The sequence below is a fragment of the Streptomyces sp. PA03-6a genome (genome assembly GCF_033792765.1).
In the GTDB taxonomy this organism is placed as follows: Bacteria; Actinomycetota; Actinomycetes; order Streptomycetales; family Streptomycetaceae; genus Actinacidiphila.
Window position 1 is genome coordinate 1 of the sequence record NZ_JARAVK010000171.1, and the last position, 19,859, is coordinate 19,859.

Genomic DNA, 19,859 nt, shown 5'->3' on the forward strand with positions numbered 1-19,859 from the left:
GTGGAGGGGGTTCCGGTGGTGGTCCGGTGGGCCGCCCCTGGGGGGTGGAACCCGATGTCTCCAGTAAGCCGGGTACGGCGCCCGGCGTCATGTCGCTGCAATTCGGGACTTGACAGGAATTTTCGGCTCGGGATATAAGCTGCACGCCCGGTCCGCTCTCAGCCCGTGACCATCCCGGCGACCAGGTTGATGGTCGTGGCCAGGATGCTGGTGCCGAAGACGTACGACAGCAGCGAGTGCCGCAGCACCGTCGCACGGATCGCCGGGCTCGAGACGTCCGTGTCGGAGACCTGGTAGGTCATGCCCAGGTTGTAGCTGAAGTAGAAGAAGTCCCGGTACGTCGGCGGGTGCGGGGAGTTGAAGTCGATCCCGCCCGCCGCGGCCGTGTAGTAGAGGTACCCGTAGCGCGCGGCGTACATCAGGTGGAGCGCCGCCCAGGCCATGAACACCCCGCCCAGCGCGGTCGCCGCCGCGGCGTGATCCTTGTCGGTGCCACCGCGCAGGAGCAGGACGACGATGGCCAGCAGCCCGCACAGGGCCGCGGCGACGACGACCAGCTCCTCGACGACGGGGCGGAAGTCCTCCCGCCGGGCGTTGCGGTGGGTGGCGGTCGCGTCCATCGGCCACAGCACGAGCCAGCCCGTCACGACGAAGACCGTCTCCGTCGCCGCGATCCCGGCGAGGACGCCCAGCGACGCGTCCGTCAGGACACCGACGACCACGCCGGTCACCGCGCCGACGACGATCGCGCCTGCCAGCCGGGGGACCGCGGAGAGCGGCGAACTGGTCCTCATGCCGCATCACGCTACAACCCGGCGTCCGCGGCCCGTGGCAGCGGCACTTGGGATCGCCCGGAGGGTGCAGCGGCGCCCCGGCCCGTGGGCACGGGCCGGGGCGCCCGCCCTCAGCCGAACTGGCCGGGCCGGTAGTCGCCCGCGGGCTGGCGGTTGATGACGTTGACGCGGTTGTAGGCGTTGATGACGGCGATGAGGCCGATCAGGGCGACGAGCTGCTCCTCGTCGTAGTGCTTGGCGGCGTTCGCCCAGACCTCGTCCGTGACGCCGCCGGCGGCGTCCGCGATGCGCGTGCCCTGCTCGGTGAGTTCCAGGGCGGCGCGCTCGGCCTCGGAGAAGACCGTGGCCTCGCGCCAGGTCGCGACGAGGTTCAGGCGCACCGAGGTCTCACCGGCCGCGGCGGCCTCCTTGGTGTGCATGTCGGCGCAGAAGGCACAGCCGTTGATCTGACTGGCGCGGATCTTCACCAGTTCCTGGGTCGCGGCCGGCAGCCCCGACTCGACGGGCACCTTGCCCGCCGAGTTGAGGTGCTTGAAGAACCTGAGCGCGAGGTCGTTGCCGAACAGGTTCACGCGGGCTTCCATGGTGGGCTCCTCTTGCGTGGTGACGGTTACGCAGCCATGACGGACGGGCCGGCGGAAACGTGACGCGGGCACGGATGTGACGTGGGTCCCACCGCGGGTAGCGTCGCCCCCATGGCTGACGAGGAATTCCGGGACCCGCGGCTCGCCGCGCTGTACGACGCCCTCGACGACCCCGGCCGCGGCGACCTCGACGCGTACACCGCGTTGGTGCGGGAGTGCGACGCGCGCCGGGTGCTGGACATCGGCTGCGGGACGGGGGTGTTCGCCCTGCGCCTGGCCGGCCTCGGCATCGAGGTCGTCGCCGTCGACCCGGCCGGGGCGGCCCTCGACGTCGCCCGGGCCAAGCCGGGCAGTGGGCGGGTCCGGTGGATCCGCGGTGACGCGACGGTGCTACCGCCGCTGCGCGTGGACCTGGCGACGATGACGGCCAACGTCGCCCAGGCGATCGACGACCCCGCGGCGTGGCAGGACACCCTGCGGGGGGCGTACGAGGCGCTGCGGCCGGGCGGCCGCCTGGTGTTCGAGACCCGGGACCCGGCGAAGCGCGCATGGGAGGGCTGGAACCGCGAGGCCTCGCACCGGGTGGTGGACGTGCCGGGCACAGGACCGGTGGAGCACTGGGTCGACCTGCTCGACGTCAGCGGGCCGCTGGTGACGTTCCGTTGGACCTACGTCCTGGCCGCCGGCCGGGAGGTGCTGACCTCGACCTCCACTCTCCGGTTCCGGGAGCGGGAGGAGGTCGAGGCGGCGCTCACCGCACAGGGGTACGACCTCGACGAGGTGCGGGACGCCCCGGACCGGCCCGGCCGGGAGTTCGTCTTCCTCGCGCGCCGTCCGGAGGCGTGACCGGCCGGGCCCGTACGGGCCCGACGCGCACGGGCCCGACGCGTACGGCCGCCGGCGGACCGGCGGCCGTACGGGGGAGGGCTTCGCGGAGGATCAGTGCTGCCCGAAGACCTTCTTGCCGGAACCGAGGTCCAGGAAGACCGTCTCGCCGGTGGCGTCGGCCAGGGCGTCGTTGTCGGTCACGGCGTAGACGTGGCCGTCACCGCCCACGGTGAGCCCCTCGAGCTTCTCCTGGGTCCACCCGTTCGTCGCCCGGAGGTCGGGCAGCACGTCGTGGGCGAGCTTCTTGGGCAGCACCTGGAGCGGGCCCGACGGGGCGGCGGACTTCGGCATGTCGACCGTGTACACGCGCTTGATCTTCGCGGCCGGGCCGTTCAGCTTGTCCCGCTCGATCAGGGCGAGCTTGTCGCCGACCGCCGTGATCTCGGACAGGCCGATCCAGTCGCCCGGGGTGTCCGTGGTGCCGATCCGGTAGCCGAACCAGCTCCAGGTGCCCGACTGGACGTCGTAGCGGCCGATCCGGACGACCCCGGCCGGGTCGCCCTTGACCTCACGCTGCAGTGTGGCCCACACGACCTCGCGGCCGCCCCGGTCGGTGGTGGCGGTGACGCCCTCGAAGCCCTGTTTCGCCAGGCCCGCGGCGACGTCCGCCGGGAGCGTGACGACCTGGCGGGTCACTCCGTCGCGGTCGAGCCGGACCAGCTTGTTGCCGTCGCCGGTCGCACCCTCGACGGCGAGCCAGAAGCCGCCCTGGGGACGGGCGTGGATGCCCTCGGCGTCGTAGCCGACCGGCTTGCCGTCGGTGTCCTTGACGGTCAGGGCCCGGGTGATGACCGCCGGCTTCCGCGAGGTGTCGATGGTCATGATCTTGGTGACGGAGTACGCCGCGTCGGTGACCGTGTACAGCTCGTGCGGACGGCCGGGGACGGCGGACAGCGCGCCGAGCGCGCCCCAGCCGATCGGCGCGCCGGTGGAGTCCGGGGCCGAGACGACGCCGGGGAAGGACGGGGTGCCCTTGCCCAGCTGGAACAGGCTCACCGAGGCCCGCACGTTGACCGATGCGTCGTCCTCCTCGCTGGAGACCGCGAGCAGGTCGCGCGACGGGATCGGCAGCAGTCCCTCGGGGCCGTTGGTGGTGGCCAGCATCTGGCGGAAGACCGGGGCGGTCGGCCGGCTGACGTCGTAGACGGCGACGAAGTTGCTGCGCTCGGAGCCGACGAAGGCGTACCGCACGCCGTGGAAGGTGGCGACGACCACGCCCTCCGGCTCGGTGCCCTTCTTGCCCGCGCGGTCCTCGTTGTGCAGGCCGTAGCGGACGGCGAGGCGCTCGAAGCTGTCGCCCGCGTCCCACACGACCTTGCCGGTGCGGCTGTCGAAGACGGTCCAGCCGCGCGTGCCGCCCTTCCAGTCGCCCTCGTTGGCGGTGGCGAAGTAGCGGTCGTCGATCCAGTTGACGGCGTCGGGCTCGCGCCGCACGTCGGTGATCGAGCCGGTCTGGTCGATGACGCCGTCCTTGACGGTGTCGATGCCGTGCACGGTGGCGGTGCCGGCGCTGAAGGCCTTGGTGATCAGGCCCGTCGGCAGGTCGATGAGGACGATGCCGTTGTTCTCCTGCAGCGTCAGCGCGAGCTGGTTGCGGCCGTTGACGGCGACGTACTCCGGCTCCGGGTCGGTGGGCTCCACGATCCCGGCGGCGGTCAGCGCGGGCAGCGCGCCGCCGTCGGGCCGGGTCAGCGGTACGGCCCGGGTGCGCCAGTGCTGCGGCGAGGTGCCCTTGAGGTCGACGATCTGCACGAAGCCGGCCGGGGCCTGGGGCAGGTCGCCCTCCTCGCCGCCGGGCGGGGTCGCCTCCTCGTCGCGCTCGTTCTCGATCGCGATCGCGGCGTACCGCTTGTCCTTGGTGATGGTGATGGAGTCCGGCTGGCCGCCCAGGTCGATGCTGGTGACCCGCTTGCGGTCGCGCAGGGATATGACGTCGAGACGTCCGGAGGGGGTGGAGTAGCCGCTGCTGGTGTTGACCACGACCAGCACGTACTGCCCGACCACGGCCACGGAGGTGGGCTCGTCCTCGGCGTCGCCGAGCCCGGCCAGCGACAGGGTGCCGAGGCCGCGCGGACTGCCCGGCTCGCTGATGTCGAGGAAGCCGATCCGGCGCGCGAGGGCGTCGGTGTAGACCAGGGTGCGGCCGTCCTCGCTGACCGCCGAGATCTCGGCGACGGTCGCCGTGGCCGGGTCCTCGCCCGCCGGGCGGTTCTGGAAGACCGGGTAGGTGGCGGTGCGCTGGAAGGCCGGCGTCACGTTCGGGTGGTGGGCACTTGCAGGGCTCGCGGCCACCAGCGTGCCGGCAGCGACAGCCGCGGTCGTGAGCGCGGCGTAGGTTCTCTTGGGGAGCATCGTCTCTCCGTTGCGCTACGGTCGGAATGCCGATCATCTCGCCGCCGGACCAGCGCAATCGGGCGCGCAGATGAACGGACGACGAAGATCGTCCGGACACAGTGACCGGAACGCCCCGGTCCGTACGGGTGCGGGTACGGGGCCGGCCCCGCTGCAGCGCGCTCCGCAGGGTGATGACGCGCCGTCAGGTCCGGTCGCACGCCGGTGCGGTGGGAGCCGCGGCGGTGGTGGCACGCGGTGACATCGGCCGCAGAACGGGACCGGCTCGCATCGTACGGCGGACCGGTCCTCCGTTCCGGGCGTGGCGTCCGATGCCGCGCGAGAGGGCGTGAAGCTGTCCGGGAGGCGGTCTGGCCTGGTCCGTGGCGCTGTGCTTCCCTGGGAGGGACACTTCAGCAGTCAGCACGGGGGAGCCGGCGGTGACACCCGAGGGCTCCAGCCACGTCCGATCACGCACGCGTCGGCAGGGTCGAGCCACCGTGGGCGGCAAGGGGTACCGGGGGCATTGGTCGATGGAAACGGCACCACGTGACGCGCACGGCGATGTCATGCACCTGCGCATCGAGCCGGAGCGCCTCCGCGCGCTCCCACCGAGCGCATTGGTGGAATCGCTGCTCCGCGCCGCGGAGGACCGGTCGGAGCAGGTTCCCGACCCGCACACCGGATTCGATTCCTCGTTGTGACCCCGGGACGGGGGTGAGGGCCCGGCGGGAGGTCGGTGATGGAGGGGACGCGGCCCATCCACGAGTTCGTGGTGAAGGTGCACGGCCTGTGCAACCTCGCCTGCTCGTACTGCTACGTCTACGAACTCCGCGACAGCAGTTGGCAGCGCAAGCCCGCCGTGCTCTCGCGTGCCCTCGCCGAGCGCCTGGCCACACGGATAGCCGAGCACGCCGAGCGTCACCGGCTGCCGTCCGTCCGGGTCGTCCTGCACGGCGGTGAGCCCCTGCTGGCGGGACGGCGACGGGTCGAGCACCTGCTGCAATCGGTGCGCGAGGCGGCGCACGGAATCACGTCCGTGGAATTTGCCGCACAGACCAACGGGACGCTGCTGAACCCTGGTTGGATGGACCTGTTCCGCCGCTACGGTGTGCGCGTGGGGGTGAGCCTCGACGGAGGCAGGGACGCCAGCGACCGCCACCGGCGCACACGTGGGGGGCAGAGCAGCCACGTTGCTGCCGAGAGGGGGATCGGGCTGTTGCGGCGCGCGGAGAACGCCGGCTTATACGGCGGCCTGCTGTGTACGGTCGACCTCGCCAATGAACCCCTCGGCGTCTACGAGTCGCTGCTGAGCCACCGGCCCCCGGTCATCGACCTGCTGCTCCCGCACGCGACCTGGGAGTTCCCGCCGCCGGGCCACGACCCCGCGACGGCCCCCTACGGCCGGTGGCTGCTCGCGGTCTTCGACCGCTGGTACGCGGCGCCGGTCCGTGAGACCCGGATCCGGATGTTCGAGACGATCATGGATCTGGTGCTCGGCGGCAGGGCGACGGCCGAGGCCGTCGGGCTCGACCGCCCGCCGTTCGTGGTCGTCGACACCGATGGGTCGATCGAACAGCCGGACTCGCTCAAGGCGGCGTACGAGGGCGCCACCGCCATGGGCCTGGACATCGGTGCGGACGACTTCGACACCGCCGCCGACCATCCGCTGCTGCGGGAGCAGGGCCGCGGGCTGAGCTCCCTCTCCCCGCAGTGCCGGGCCTGCGACGTGGTGCGGCTGTGCGGGGGCGGGCTGCGGGCGCACCGCTACCGCCCCTCGAACGGGTTCGCCAATCCGAGCGTCTACTGCGCCGATCTGAAACTGCTGACCGAGCACATCAGGGACCGGGTGACCGCCGACGTCCGCGCTCTGATCGGAGGGGCGTCATGAGCGCCCCTCCACCGTCCGCCGGGATGGCCGAACGGTCCATGGCGGGTACCCGTCCGGATGAACCTCCGGCGCACCGCGCCGGTGGTCGCGCGCCCCGCCGCCCCCGCGGCCGGCCGGGCCGCCCGCCGGGTGCGTTCCCCTTGTCCCCGCAGCGCACGGGCACGCCGAGCAGGCTCCCCGACGGACGGTGCGGAAAGCCTGATCAGGAAGGGGTGACGGTCCCGATGCGCGCCCGTCTGCGGTGCCCGGATGTGGTATTTATCCGCTATTGCTCGAATAGTGATGCCTACGGCGAGCCGTTGGCCCCTATCGAGTCGTCCCCGCTGCCGCGCTCGTTGCGGGGCGTCCCGACACGCGCGACGGAGTCACCATGAGCCGGTTCTACATGAGCCATATCCGCGGGGTCGACGACGAGTGGACGGCGACCTTATTCCGGGACCTCCGCAACGCGGTCGCCGCCCGGACCGGTGAGTCGCCCGAGTCGGTCGGGGTGTGCGGCACACCCCGGTCACCCGAGGCCACGGTGGAGCGCATGCGCGGTGCGACCACCATGGTGGCGCTGTACGCACCGGCGTATTTCGGCCAGTCCTACTGCGCCACCGAATGGTCCTACTTCGAGCACCGGGCCGAGGTGCTGTGGTCCCGGACGGGACGCAGCGCGGACGCCATCATCCCGGTGGTCTGGGCGCCGGCCACCGAGCCGCTGCCGCCCGTCGTCCGGCGGAAGGGTCCGCTGACCGCCGACTCGACCGCCTACGCCCGTGAAGGACTGCTCCACCTCCTGCGCCTGAAGGCCCGGTACGCCGAGGACTACCGGCTCGTGGTGGCGGCCCTCGCGGACCGGGTGGCGGCCGCCCTCGGGCAGCACCTCCCGGACGCCGCCGGTTTCGACGCCACCGGCAGGCGGCAGGGCGCACCGCCGCTCCCGCCGTACCCGGGACACCAGACGGTGAGCTTCGTCGTGGCCGCCGCGGCCGCCGACGACCTGCCGGGCGAGCGGACCGCCCGCGAGTACTACGGCACCACGCCCGTCGACTGGTCCCCGTACGCACCCGGGCGGCCCGGTGAGCTGGCCTCCCTGCTCTGCGACACGGCGGCGGAACTGGACCTCGCCCCCGACGTCCTGGCGCTCGAGGAGAGCACCGTGGAACAGGTGGGCTCAGGACCGCGGCCGGAGGAACTGGTCGTCCTGCTGGTCGACGCCTGGGCGGCCAAGGCGGAGCGGCAGCAGCGCCTGCTGACCTCGCTCGACGCGGCCGTGCCCGAGGGCACCGCCGTGCTGGAACCGCGCAACCAGGACGACACCCAGTCGTGGCAGCACGCCGAGGACCTGGACGCCGCCCTCGACGAGGTGCTGCCCACGCTGCGCGGCCAGGCCACGGAACTGGAGCGCTGGGGACTGCCCGACGAGGAGAAGTTCACCGCGGCGCTCCGCAAGGCCCTGGTCCGCGCCCAGAACGACGCCATGAAGTCCGCACAGGTCGCTCAGCGCCTGCCCACGCCCACAGGTGGCCTCGACTCGTTCCCCCTGCTCGGAAGGTCTTCCTCATGACGCACGACTCGGGCGGTCCCGGCGCCCAGGGGCCCGGCACCGTAGTGACGTTCTACTCGTTCAAGGGCGGTACGGGCCGCACCATGGCCATGGCGAACGTCGCCTGGATCCTGGCCACGAACGGCAAACGGGTCCTGGTCATGGACTGGGACCTGGAGGCGCCGGGTCTGCACCGTTACTTCGCCCCCTTCCTGCGGGACCCCGAACTGAGCTCCACGCCGGGCGTGATCGACCTCGTCCGCGAATTCGAGCGGATGAGCCCGCACCTGACGGACGGCCTGCGGACGTACGCACGCGTCGACCGTCACGCGCACTCGCTGGAGTGCTCCTTCCCCGGCGGCGGCTTCATCGAGTTCGTCTCCTCGGGCCGCCGCACCCCGGAGTACTCCGAGAACGTCAACACCTACGACTGGCGCGGCTTCTACGAGAACCGGAACGGGAAGGCGTTCCTGCACGCCCTGCGCGAGGACATGCAGGCGGGCTACGACTACGCGCTGATCGACAGCCGTACGGGCTTCAGCGACACCTCGGGCATCACCACGCTCCTGCTGCCCGACGTCCTCGTGAACTGCTTCACCTTCAACGTCCAGTCGGTCGACGGCGGCGCGAACGTCGCGCGCGACGTCCGCAGGTTCGCCCCCCACGTGACGATCCTGCCGGTCCCGATGCGCGTCGACCCCGCCGAGCAGGACCGGCTCGACACCGCCCGGCAGCACGCGCGCAGCCGCTTCCAGGAGTTCCTCGACGAATCCGCGCACCCGGACCCGGACCGGTACTGGGGTGACATCGAGATCCCCTACCGCCCCTACTACGCCTACGAAGAGGTCCTGGCGACCCTGAAGGACCCGATCCGCAACCAGGGCACGCTGCTCGCCGCCTACGAACGCCTCACGTCCGTCATCACGCGCGGCGAGGTGACCGCGATCGGGCACATGGCGGAGGAGCAGCGGGCGTCCCTGGTCAAGCGGTTCGACCGGGTGCCCGTGGCCGGAGCGGCCACCCCGCGGGTCCGCATCGACCACGCCCTGCGCGACCGGCTGTGGGCCGAGTGGATCGCCGACCAGCTCAAGGCGGCGGGCGTGGCGGTGACACTGCGCCCCAGCAGCGCCACCGCGCTGGCGCCCGTCCCCGCGACCGCCGCGGACACCGTCCTGGCGCTGCTGTCACCGGACTTCGTGAACACCAACGTCGCCGAGGAACTGGTCACCCTGGTCGAGGCCGCCGACCGTCGCGGCGACGGTCCGCGGATCCTGGGCCTGCGGACCCGCGAGTTCCAGACCCCGACGGCGCTGGCGAGCCTCCCCGGGTTCTCCCTGGTCGGGATGACGGCCGCGACGGCGCTGGAGCGGGTGACCGCGCTCATCGGGGTGCCGGCCCTCAACGAGCCCGTGGCGGGCCGCACCCGGTACCCGGGCGAAGCCCCCTCGACGTTCAAGGCCCCGCCCCGGTACAACCTGTTCACCGGCCGGGACCAGGAGCTGGACAAGTTCTGGGACGACCTCGGCCAGGACTCCCTGGACGACGTGCACACGCCGGCTGACCGCCTTTTCCTCTACGGGCTCGGCGGCATGGGCAAGACGCAGATCGCCCTGGAGTACGTCCACCGCTTCGGTGCCCAGTACGACCTGGTGCACTGGATCCCGGCGGAGCAGACCGACCTGATCCCGCAGAGCCTGGCGAACCTGGGCGTCCAGCTGGGCGTCCAGGGCGAGACCGCCGAGGACCTGGCCATGGCGACCCTGGCCGAGCTGGAGAGCGGCAGGCGGGGCAAGTGGCTGCTGGTCTACGACAACGCGGCGAACGACGAGGAGACCCGCCAGAGCGGCCGCCGGCTCGAGGACTACCTGCCCTCCAACGGGCCGGGGCACGTCATCATCACCGCACGGGAGTCCGACAGCGGCCCCGCCACCGTCGAAGTGGGCGTCTTCCGGCGGGCGGAGAGCGTCGCGCTGCTCCGGCGCCGCGTGGAGAACCTGACCCGTCAGGACGCGGACCGGATCGCCGAGGAACTCGGCGACCTGCCCATGGCCGTGGAACTCGCCGCGGCGTGGCTCCGGGAAACCGGGATGCCGGTGGACACCTACCTGGAACAGGTGCGCAGCCGCGTCGGTGAAGTGCTGAGCGCCGGCCCCGCGGGGGAGTTCGAGCGGCAGACCCAACTGCCCGCCGTCTGGCGGCTGTCCGTGGAGCGGCTGCGCGCGGAGCGGCCCGCGGCGGTCCGCCTGCTGGAACTGTGCTCGTTCTTCTCACCCGAGCCGATCGCGGACTCGCTGCTCTACAGCGACGGCATGCGGAACGAGCTGGCCCAGTCCGACTCCGCGCTCCGCGACCCGATGATCATGGGCTACCTCATCCGCGATCTGAGCAGGTACGCCCTCGCCCGCCTGGAGGGACGCTCGCTGCAGGTGCACCGGCTCCTGCAGGCCCTCGTCCGCGAGTGGATGGCGGTGGACCCCGACGCCCTGGCGCGTACCCGGAGCCAGGCCCACCTCGTGCTGGCCAGCGCGCTCCCCTCGCCCTCGCAGGGGGAGGACCACCCTGCGTCGCTCCAGCGTTTCGCGGAGCTCCGCCCGCACCTCGAACCGTCCGGAGCCATCGAGAGCGTCGACCCGCAGGTCGGCGAGTGGGTGGTGAGCCAGGTCCGCAACCTGTGGCTGGTCAAGGACCACCTGGCGGCGATCGGTCTGGGGCGCCGGGCCCTGGACGCGTGGACCGCGAACCGTGGTGCCGACGACCCGCTCACCCTGCGCCTGGCGGCTCAGCTGGCCAACCCACTCCGTTCGATGGGCCGTTACGCCGAGGCCTTCGAACTGGACTCGGACACCCTGCGCAGGCAGCGTGAGCACCCGGCGCTGGGCCTCGCCCACCCGCACACCCTCATCACCGCCCGCAACGTCGGCGCCGACCTGAACGGTCTGGGCCGCTACGCGGAGGCCTGCGAGTCCGACGCGGACACCCTGGACCGGTACCGCCGGTCGGTGGGGAACGACCACCCGGACACGCTCCGCGCCATCAACAACTACGGCGTGTCGCTGAACCTCATCGGACGCCCCCGTGAGGCACTGGCACTCGCCGAGGAGGCCTACCAGACGGCCCGTCAGGTGCTGGGGGTCAGGAGCCCCGCCTGCTCGCGCTACGCGCTCGGTGCCGCGCTGGACCGCCGGGAGATGGGCGACTACCAGGGCTCGCTCGAACTGCTGCTGGAGACCAGGCAGCACTACGTCGCCCTGTCCGGGGAGCACTCTCCCGAGGTGATGCGCACCGACGCCTCGCTCTCCGTCACCCGTCGCCGGCTCGGCGAGTTCCGGGCGGCGGAGGCCCTGTCCCGCACGACGTACGACCAGTACCGGCGCCGGTACGGCGAGCGGCACCCGGAGACGCTGGCCTGCGCGGCGAACCTCAGTTGCGACCTGCTCGCGCTGGCCGGCACGCAGAGCGACCCGTCCTTCGACGAGGGCCGGGAGATCGCCGAACGGAACCACGCGAACTACCACACGACGCTGGGCGCCGAGCACCCGTTCACGCTCGCCGCGGCCACCAACCTGATCATCGCCCGCAGGCTGGGCGGCGAACCGCTGGCCGCCCTCGACCTGGGCCGCCCGACGCTCGCCGCGCTCGAACGGCGCGTGAGCGGCGGCCATCCGGCGGCGGTCGCCTGCCGGGCCGACGTGGCGGGGGTCCTCGCCCAGCTGGAGCGGCACGACGAGGCGGTGGCGGAGGACGAGCGCGCGCACCGGGAGTTCCTGTCCCTCTTCGGCGACCGGCACCCCCGCGTGCTCTGCGGTGAGTACAACCTCGCGGTCGACCGGATGCGCGTCGGCGACCCCGGAGCGGAGGACCGGGTGCGGGAGATCACGCGCCGGTCCGCCGCCCGGTTCGGGGACACGCATCCCACGACCGTCGCCATGAGGGAACAGCGGCGCATCGACTTCGAGTTGGAGATGCCGCCGATCTGACCCGGCGGCCGGACCGCCGCCACGACGAGCCGCTCCCGGATCCCGGGGGCGGCTCGTCGTCAGTTGCGGCCCGCGTAGCGGCGCACGAAGGTGCGTATGGTGCGGTTCATCTCCTCCTCGTGCGGGCGGGGCAGCCCCTGCAGCCGCGGCAGCGGGTCGGGCGCGGTGCCGACCAGGTCGCCGTCCACCACGAAGAGGAAGAGCACACCCGCCGGGAACTCCTCGCCGAGCCGCGCCACGAGGTCGGGGTCCGGGGGATGCGGCACGATCACCACCACCGGGCCGAAGTCGTGCTCGTGCTGCAGCAGGGTCTCCAGGTCGTGGACGTCGACCTCGGTCAGGTGGTCCCGGACGCCGGCGATGAGGCTCTCCGCGACGCCGGAACCCACGTCGATGGGCACGACGAAGTGGTCCCAGGCCACGGGCTGTCCGCTGGCGCGGTGGACGAAGCGCCGGGCCGTCTCGGTGGAGTGTGCGGGCAGCACCGCGGCCCGCGGGGCGGCCGGGGCCGTGAGCACCTCGTTGATGCGCCGGGAGTCCGATGCGGGGACCCGGGCATGGGTGACGCTGAGTTCGATCACCTCGCGCGATCCGGAGGTCGCCTGGAGCGGCAGGAGTTCGGTGAGGGCCGCGCGCAGCGGATCGTCCTGGGGCTCACTGCGGCGTTCCGTGAGCAGCCCCTCGGCGACGCGGTGGTGCATCAGGGGCAGCAGGATCTCCCGCGAGACACCGAGCCGGTCCCCGGCACGGCTCAGGACGGGCCCGTCGACCTCGCGCAGGTGCTGGACGACCCGCTGGTGCACCCGGTCCTCGTTGACCTGGGCCCGCATCAGCTCCAGTTGGGGAGTGATGTCCCTGACGACGTCGGCGAGGTCCCCGTCGACGGGCCAGTCGATGTTCTGCCGCCGGGTGGGACTGAGCGAACCGAGCCTGCTGGCCTCCAGGCCCTCCCGGTCGACCTCGGGGAGCAGTACGAGGATGATCGGGAAGCCGTCGTGCCGGTTGCGCAGCTCCGCCATGGCCAGCTCGTTCTGGACGTGCGGTGACTCGACGGCGTGCGGCGATGCGAGCAGCACCATGCCGTGGGCGTTGCCCATGCCGTCGGAGATGGCCTCCATCCAGTCCTGGCCCGGCACCAGGGTCTGCCTGTCGATCACGATCGGTTCGCAGCCGGCGGCCTCGAGGAGGCCGATCACCGATCTCCTGGCCGGCCAGCAGGTGCAGGTGCAGCCGGGCGGTTCGCTGCGGCTGAGGAAGACCAGCGGGCGCGAGGACGTCCCGTTCATGCGCCCGGCCGCCATCGGGGGTCGGTGCTCTCCCACAGGCTCAGCCAGTGGGTCGCACCGGGGGCCACGGTGATCGCGTACCCGCCGGCCGACGGGCGTACGGTGAGCGGCCACGGCTCCCCCGCGGCGGCACCGAGCGTCGCGATCCCGACCAGCTCGGGCCCGTCGGGCGGCGCCGGTACGGTGACCGCGACCGGCGCGTCGCCGGCGTTGCCCAGGCACAGGACGGCCTCGCTGCCGTGGCGCCGCCACAACGCCGTCACCCCTGGCAGCGGTTCGGGCAGCGCCGCGTCGACGGAGCCGTGGACCAGGGCCTGCTGCCGTGCCCGGACGGAGAGCAGGACGCGCAGCGCCTCCGCCCGGTGCCCCGTGGCCGTCAGCAGACCGGCGGGGACCTCGTGGCAGCCGGGCAGGGCCAGCAGGACCCCCGGATCGGCCGGCGGCCGCTCCGGGAGCACCCAGGCCGTGCCCGGCGGGACCGTCCAGGCCCCGGGTCGCGGGAGCGGCGGAGGGCCCACGGTCAGATGGACGGCGCTTCGCGGGGCCGCTTCCTCCGGCCCGCCGGTGGGCGACGTTCCGGCGGTGCCGATCAGGCCCGCGCCGGTGTAGGCGTCCGTCAGGTGCCGCAGGTCGTCCAGCAGGTGGGCGGGCCAGGCCGCCAGGTCCTCCAGCAGCAGTGCGTCGACGTGGGCGTCGAGGAGACGTCGCGCGTCGAGCAGGACGTCGGCGGGCGCGGCTTCCGGTGGGGGCGCGGGAAGGCCGGCGACGACGCGCAGTCCGGCCTCCCCGGCCCGTTCGACCACGAGGTCCGTGCGACGGGAGTCCTGCGGGTGCGGCCCGGAGAGCCGGATGTGACCGATGCCGCAGCGGCGGGCGGCACGCAGCACGTCCTCGGGCGGTGCCTCCGGTCCGGGGCCGGGAAGCGCGACGCCGACCGACGCGCGCAGCCAGGTGGGCCCCGGCCCCGGCGCCTGCGACGCGGAAGCGGTCGTGGCGGCGGGGTGGGGCAGGACGAGGTGCACCCTGCCGTCCTCGGACCGTATCTCGACCGGGCCGCCGGTTCCGGTGAGCATCAGGCGGCCCCGGCCGGCCGCGAACACCTCGCGCACCTGGAACGGCAGCCGGGCGCCGGGGAGCGGCGCGGAGCCGGGGTCCTCCGGGTCGCCGGCCGCGGGACGGCGCAGCCGCAGCAGGTGGCGTCCCCCGTCCGCGGCGACCACCGTGGCGTCGGAGGAGGAGACGGCCAGTGAGGTGGCCGGCCGGGGCAGCCGGCCGAGCGGCACCGGATCGCGCGCGTCGTCCTCCGGGCTCCGGGCCAGCCACACCCGGCCGTCCTCGGTGGCCCAGACGACGTCCCCGGTCAGCGGGTCGCCCGCGAGCGCGGTCACCGGGGACCCCCCGGTGGCGAACCGGCGGGAGACCATGCCGTTCCCGGGAGCGGCGTGACGTGCCACGACCCTTCCCTCGGCGTCCGCGACCGCGATCAGGGCCGCCGAGACCGAGGTCCACAGGTGGGTGACGTCGGCGGGGTGATCGAGGGTCAGCACCACGCGCCGCGGATCGCCGTCGTCCAGCAGGTGCACCTTCCGGCCCTCCGCCACGCACAGGACGGCCGGACCGCTGCCCGGCCCGCCCGGCGCCGCCCAGCCCAGTGCCGTCGGCGCCGGGGACCACGGATGGGCGGTCACCTCGCCCGAGGCGTCGAGGGCCGCTCCGACCACCTGGAGCCCGGAGCCCCCGGCCGCGGCCGCCCTCGGCGGCCCCGCGTCGGCGACCGCGAGCAGGTCGGGGGGCACCGGGAGGTCCGCGACCAGCACCCGTCCGGCCGCGTCGACCCGGATCTCGGTACGGCCCGCCGCGCTGACCGCGAGCGCTCCGTGCTCCCCGGCCCAGACGCAGCGCACCACGTCCCCCAGTTCGGCCCGGGCGCCGTCCAGGCTGCCGTCGAGCCGGGCCGCGGCCACCACGTCCAGGGGCGCGGCGGCCCGTCTGCGGTCGTGCAGGTCCAGTTCGTGCCAGGCCGCTCCGGGGAGGGCGGCGCGCAGGCGCAGCCTGACCCGGGCGGCCCCGCTCACCTGGCACACCTGGGCGTCGCGTTCCGGAGGTCTGGTCAGCACGATGCCGCCGGGCTCGGCCCGGATCCCGACGTCGACGTCACGGTGGACCATCCGGCGGACGGCCGTCACCTCCTCAGGGAGCAGGCCCGCCGCGGCGGGCGTCAGCTCCAGGCCCAGGCGCTCGGCCGCGGCGATGCGCAGGCGCCTCGCGGGTGCCGAGTCCCGTACGGCGTCGGGCAGTCGGGGCAGGTGACGGATCGCCCACCGGCCGGCCTCCAGCGCCTCGGGGCCGTCGGAGAGCACCTGGGCGAGGAAGGGTTCGAGCTCCCGCCGGATGTCGCCCTCCGCCGGCACCGCCTGCGCCGTGCCGGCCCACAGGAGGGTCTCGAAGGTGCGCACCGCCAGCGGCGCGTCGTGGTGGGCGCGTTCGGTGAAGCTGCGGACGGAGGCCAGCAGGGCGCGGTCGTTGGTGGCGAGGTCCCGGCGCAGGACCGCGGCCACCGCGGGGTCGAGCACCATGGTCAGGCCGCCTGCGGCCTCGACCAGGGGCGAGAACCACAGCTGGGCCTCCAGCCCGGCGCTGCTGCGCGGCACGAACCGCAGGCGCGCGGCACGCACGACGTACGGTTCGGCCTGCGCCGCCAGGCTCAGCGACTGGGCCAGCCGGACCACGTCCGGTTCCTCCTGGCGCTGTTCGTGGATCAGCCTGGCCGCGGAGGTCCGTCCGCCGGCCGCCGTCACCATGCCTGCCTCCGGCGGCGCAGCCGTCTGATCTGGGAGCGCGCCGACCACACCGAGGTACGGCGGTCCAGCGGGACGAGGGCCACCAACCGGCGGACGGCGGGCGGGTAGACGTCCGGACTGAACGGGGTCAGGCAGGTCACCGGGTGGCCGGCGTGCTTCAGCCGGCCGAGGAAGGCCAGCCAGTCGGCCGGTGACGCCTGGTTGCGCACCGCCACCGGAGGGCGCAGCCGGCCGAGGTCGGACACGAGCAGCACCGGAGTGCCGGGTGCCGGGCGGACCGCCGCACCCCAGGTGCGGCCGCCGTCCGCGCTGGCGCCCTGGGGCAGCCGGAAGTCGAGTATCCGCAGCTGGTCGGGGGCGAGTACCTGCCGCGCCAGCCGGGCGACCCACTGGTGGTCGTGGCGGAACGGCCGCATGGAAGGGCTCCGGTCCAGCAGCACGTGCAGCCCCGCCCGGGTGGTGGGGCGGGGCCGGTAGGGGAGGCGAAGGCCGGACGACGGCCTGCCACCCAGGCGCCGGACCATCAGGTCGATCAGCCTGCGGTGGTCCAGCTCCCTGCCGAGTGCCTCGGTGGCCGCCACCGTGAGCATGATCGCCTGCTGGGTGCGCGGATTCCACGGCGGCGACGGCGGCTGCTCGCTGACCTCCCCGCGGTCGGCGAAGAGCGGCTCCTCGGGACCCGCCGGCTCACCGGCCGGTCGCCCGGGTCCGGGCGGGGTCCGCGGAGGGGCGAAGGTGATGACCGACCGGCCCGCGGGGTCGGCGCCGGTGGCGGTCCGCGGGGACGGCTCCGGCACGCCGCCGCCGTCCCCGGGCACCGTGCGGCCGACGGGACGGGCCGGCGGCGCGGGTTCGGTGCCCGGCCGGGGTTCCGTCGCCGGGGCGTCCGGTTCCGGGGGCCGGGGTCCGGAGCCGGGCAGACCCATGGCGCGCACCAGGGAGAGGACGCCGGCGGGGTCGGCGATGCCCAGCGCGGCGGCGGCGCGCACGACGTCGCCGGCGTGCACCGGACCGCGGCTCACGCGTAGGCCGTCGGCTCGTAGGTGTCCTTGACCATGGCGAACCGCGCGACGCTGCGCCACAGTTCGGAATCGGCGGTCAGCCCCATCTCGTGGCACGCCCGCAGCGTGTCCAGGTATTCCGCGGTGCTCGCCGCCGCGAGACGTCCCGTACCGGAGCCCTGGGCGAGGAAGAGGTCGGCCACCTCGGCGCCGAGTTCCGGATCGAAGTCCGATCCCATGTGCAGCCGGGCGACCTCCAGCAGGTGGGCGCGCCCGGGGACCTGCAGCCGCAGCGGGATGCAGCGCCGCCGGAACGCGGCCGACAACTCGCGTTCCTCGTTGCTGGTGATGACGACCAGCGGCGGCCCGATCTCGGGGCGCACCGTGACCCGGGAGCGGTCCGGGCCCTCGAAGCGCAGGTTGTCCAGTGGGTCGAGGAGCGCGTTGGGGAGGTCGGGGTCCGCCTTGTCGATCTCGTCGATGAGGACCACGGCGGGACGGTCGCGCAGACCGTCGGGCGCCGCGTCGTCCTGGGCGGGGTCCAGTGCCTTCCACAACGGGCCGGGCCGGTGGTACGGCTGGTCGCCGGGCGAGCCGAGCTTGCCCCGGGAGGCGTCGTTGAGCTGACGGAACGCCTCCTCGCGCCAGAGCAGATCGGGTGCCTCCGTGCGGGCGGTGACGACCTCCGCGTAGAAGCGGTAGCGCAGGACGCGTGCCACGTTGGGGGCGAGCGTGGACTTGCCCGAACCGGGCGGGCCGAGGACGAGCAGCGGACGGCGCGTCACCAGCGCGACGTTGACGGCGAGCACCGTGTCCTCGTCGAACAGGTACACCTGGTCGTCCTGACGCCCCGAGGATGCGTCGGCGCCGGTCTCCCCGACGGCGCCGGGCGCCTGCGGGTCGAAGACCTTGGTGTACCGCATGTGCCCCCCGAGAACGTCATGCCACCACACGCTGTGGCGCCACTGTAACGGACCGCGTCGCGGCTGATCTACAGGCCGGGAGGCCCTCCCGGGGGGCCCGGCGGCGCGAGCACGCGCACGTCGGCGCGCCCGACGCGCGGGGCGCGGACGGCGTCGTCTCCGCCCCGCGGAGCGGCGGTCACCAGGTCGATCCTCCGCAGCCAGGGCGCACGCTGAAGCGGGCTCAGGTCCAGGGACGGGAGCCAGGGCGCGATGGTCAGGAACATCACCGGGGAGGCGCCGAGGGAGGTCAGGTCGTGCAGCCGGGGGCAGTTCGACAGGCGCAGCGACCGGAGCGCGGCGCAGCGGCTCAGGTCCGGCACCGCGGTCATCTCCGGGTGGTCCAGGATCACCAGGCTCCGCAGTCCGGGGATCCCGGGCAGCACGGCCTCCAGTTCCCCGAGCGGCCCCTGGCACCAGACGTCGGGCGCGGCGTCCCGCCCCGCGGCCAGGCCCGCGAGTTCCTCCGCGGACCGTACGACGACGGGACCGGTGGCCCGCATCCCCGGCGTCGCCGATGCCGTCAGGCGCCGGCCGGTGGCACCGTGTTCGAGGAGGCCGGGGACGTCCGGGAGCGACTTGCGGACCGCGCTCAGCTCGGCGACCAGGCGGGCGAGCCCGGCGGACCCCGTCCGTTCGAGGTGCTCGGCGAGGATCCGGTCGCCGTCGGGGCCGGGGTGGGTGGCCAGGTGCTCCGCCGCGAGGTACTGGCGTACGGACTCGCCGGCGAAGGCGATCGTCGCGGGAGCCGGCGCGTACAGGATGCCCGCCTCGTCGGCCAGTTGCGACAGCAGCCGGGCGGGGGGAACGCTGCCGGTGAGGCCCGGCGCGCTGAGTCCGTACAGCGCGTCGAGCGCGGTGTCGGCCGGGAGCGGGGCGTCGCCGGACCCGAGCGTGGCGGCGGCCAGGCCGCCGGCCGCCGCCCGCAGGACGCTGTCGCGCACCCTGGTGCGCGCGTTGGCGGCCTCCCGGTCGGGGCGCCAGACGGCGGCCACCGCGGCGCGCAGCAGATCCATGCGGTCCGGCCCGCGGTCTCCGGCGGCCCGGGCCGCGTGCCGGACCGCGACCGCGGCGGACGGCCAGCGCGCGGCGTCGGCGAGCAGCGGGTCGTCGGCCAGGGCCGTGAGCGCGGACCTGCCGCCGGGGGCGCCGGCGAGAGGATCGCCCCCGGCGAGGAGGGCTTCGCGTTCCGCGGGGTCGAGGGGGTCGAGGAGGACCGGGGTGAAGACACCGTCGATCCGGTGCCAGGGCACCGAACTGCCGTTGGCCTCCACCAGGATCACGGCGTCGGGGTAGTGCTCGGCCGTGCGCAGCAGCCATTCCCAGGCCGCGGGGCGCATGTGGACCGGCGCGCGGTCCAGGCCGTGGACGGCCAGCAGCGCGCGCCCGCCGCGCAGTTGCCGGGCGGTCCAGCCCGCGGGCTCCCGGGCGGCCAGCGAGGGGGCGGCCGCCTGGACGATCCCGTCGGGGGAGGGCAGTCCGCCGGTGTCCGCCCGCAGGGTGAACGCCACCTGGCAGCCCCAGGGCGCTCCGCTCGGGCCGGCCGTGACGCGGTCCGCCAGGTGCCCGAGCACGGCGCTGCGCCCGGAACCCGCCGGGCCGACCAGCAACAGCCGCCGGCCCGCGGCCGCCGGCTCCCCGGACGGGGTGTGCCGTCGCGACGGACCGTCCTGCCAGCTCAGTCGCCGGCCCAGTGGGCGCCCGCCGGTGAGTCCGGGCGCGGTGCCGGTCAGCTGGCCGCGGTACAGGCCGGTGAACCGGGTGTCGTCCGAGGTCAGGGCCGGGGGAAGTTCGGCGGGGATGTCCTGCGGGG

General features: G+C 74.0%; 12 protein-coding genes. 4 read left to right on the plus strand and 8 right to left on the minus strand.

Annotated features, from left to right (window positions below; all coding sequences use genetic code 11):
• Window positions 1-158 precede the first annotated feature (158 nt).
• Complete coding sequence (locus PV350_RS31970) at window positions 159-794, minus strand: DUF1345 domain-containing protein (RefSeq protein ID WP_500337256.1); 636 nt, start codon at window positions 792-794, stop codon at window positions 159-161.
• A 110-nt stretch (window positions 795-904) separates the two neighbouring features.
• Window positions 905-1,378: a carboxymuconolactone decarboxylase family protein gene (locus PV350_RS31975; RefSeq protein ID WP_499516007.1), complete on the minus strand. Its 474-nt coding sequence runs from the start codon at window positions 1,376-1,378 to the stop codon at window positions 905-907.
• A 111-nt stretch (window positions 1,379-1,489) separates the two neighbouring features.
• Here PV350_RS31975 and PV350_RS31980 point away from each other — a divergent pair, with 111 nt between their 5' ends.
• Window positions 1,490-2,224, plus strand: a complete 735-nt coding sequence (locus PV350_RS31980) for a class I SAM-dependent methyltransferase (protein ID WP_499516008.1) — start codon at window positions 1,490-1,492, stop codon at window positions 2,222-2,224.
• A gap of 93 nt (window positions 2,225-2,317) precedes the next feature.
• Here PV350_RS31980 and PV350_RS31985 read toward each other — a convergent pair whose 3' ends face one another.
• A complete protein-coding gene (locus PV350_RS31985) occupies window positions 2,318-4,618 on the minus strand; it encodes an esterase-like activity of phytase family protein (RefSeq protein ID WP_500337257.1) in 2,301 nt (766 codons plus the stop codon).
• Window positions 4,619-5,339: 721 nt separating this feature from the next.
• Here PV350_RS31985 and PV350_RS31990 point away from each other — a divergent pair.
• From PV350_RS31990 to fxsT, 3 genes are all read left to right on the plus strand, one after another.
• Entirely contained in the window at window positions 5,340-6,488 is a 1,149-nt protein-coding gene (locus PV350_RS31990; protein ID WP_499516010.1) for an FxsB family cyclophane-forming radical SAM/SPASM peptide maturase, read from the plus strand.
• A gap of 370 nt (window positions 6,489-6,858) precedes the next feature.
• The gene (gene fsxC, locus PV350_RS31995; protein ID WP_499516011.1) at window positions 6,859-8,040 is read left to right on the plus strand and encodes an FxsC protein; all 1,182 of its coding nucleotides are present in this window, start codon (window positions 6,859-6,861) and stop codon (window positions 8,038-8,040) included.
• The gene (fxsT, locus tag PV350_RS32000; RefSeq protein ID WP_500337258.1) at window positions 8,037-11,996 is read left to right on the plus strand and encodes an FxSxx-COOH system tetratricopeptide repeat protein; all 3,960 of its coding nucleotides are present in this window, start codon (window positions 8,037-8,039) and stop codon (window positions 11,994-11,996) included. The genes fsxC and fxsT overlap by 4 nt, the downstream gene beginning before the upstream one ends.
• 59 nt (window positions 11,997-12,055) lie before the next feature.
• Here the strand turns inward: fxsT and PV350_RS32005 are convergent, their stop codons facing one another.
• The 5 genes from PV350_RS32005 to PV350_RS32025 all read right to left on the minus strand — a co-directional run.
• Window positions 12,056-13,282, minus strand: coding sequence for a toll/interleukin-1 receptor domain-containing protein (locus tag PV350_RS32005; RefSeq protein WP_499516013.1), 1,227 nt, complete (start codon window positions 13,280-13,282; stop codon window positions 12,056-12,058).
• Window positions 13,279-16,083 (minus strand): hypothetical protein, encoded by a 2,805-nt coding sequence (locus PV350_RS32010; protein ID WP_500337259.1) that lies wholly within the window; start codon window positions 16,081-16,083, stop codon window positions 13,279-13,281. The genes PV350_RS32005 and PV350_RS32010 overlap by 4 nt, the downstream gene beginning before the upstream one ends.
• On the minus strand, window positions 16,077-17,105 hold the full coding sequence (locus PV350_RS32015; protein WP_499516015.1) for a hypothetical protein: 1,029 nt from the start codon (window positions 17,103-17,105) through the stop codon (window positions 16,077-16,079). The genes PV350_RS32010 and PV350_RS32015 overlap by 7 nt, the downstream gene beginning before the upstream one ends.
• On the minus strand, window positions 17,102-18,007 hold the full coding sequence (locus PV350_RS32020; protein WP_499516016.1) for an AAA family ATPase: 906 nt from the start codon (window positions 18,005-18,007) through the stop codon (window positions 17,102-17,104). Before PV350_RS32020 ends, PV350_RS32015 begins: the two co-directional genes overlap by 4 nt.
• A gap of 68 nt (window positions 18,008-18,075) precedes the next feature.
• On the minus strand, window positions 18,076-19,859 hold a 1,784-nt coding region (locus tag PV350_RS32025; protein WP_500337260.1), incomplete at its 5' end, for an NACHT domain-containing protein.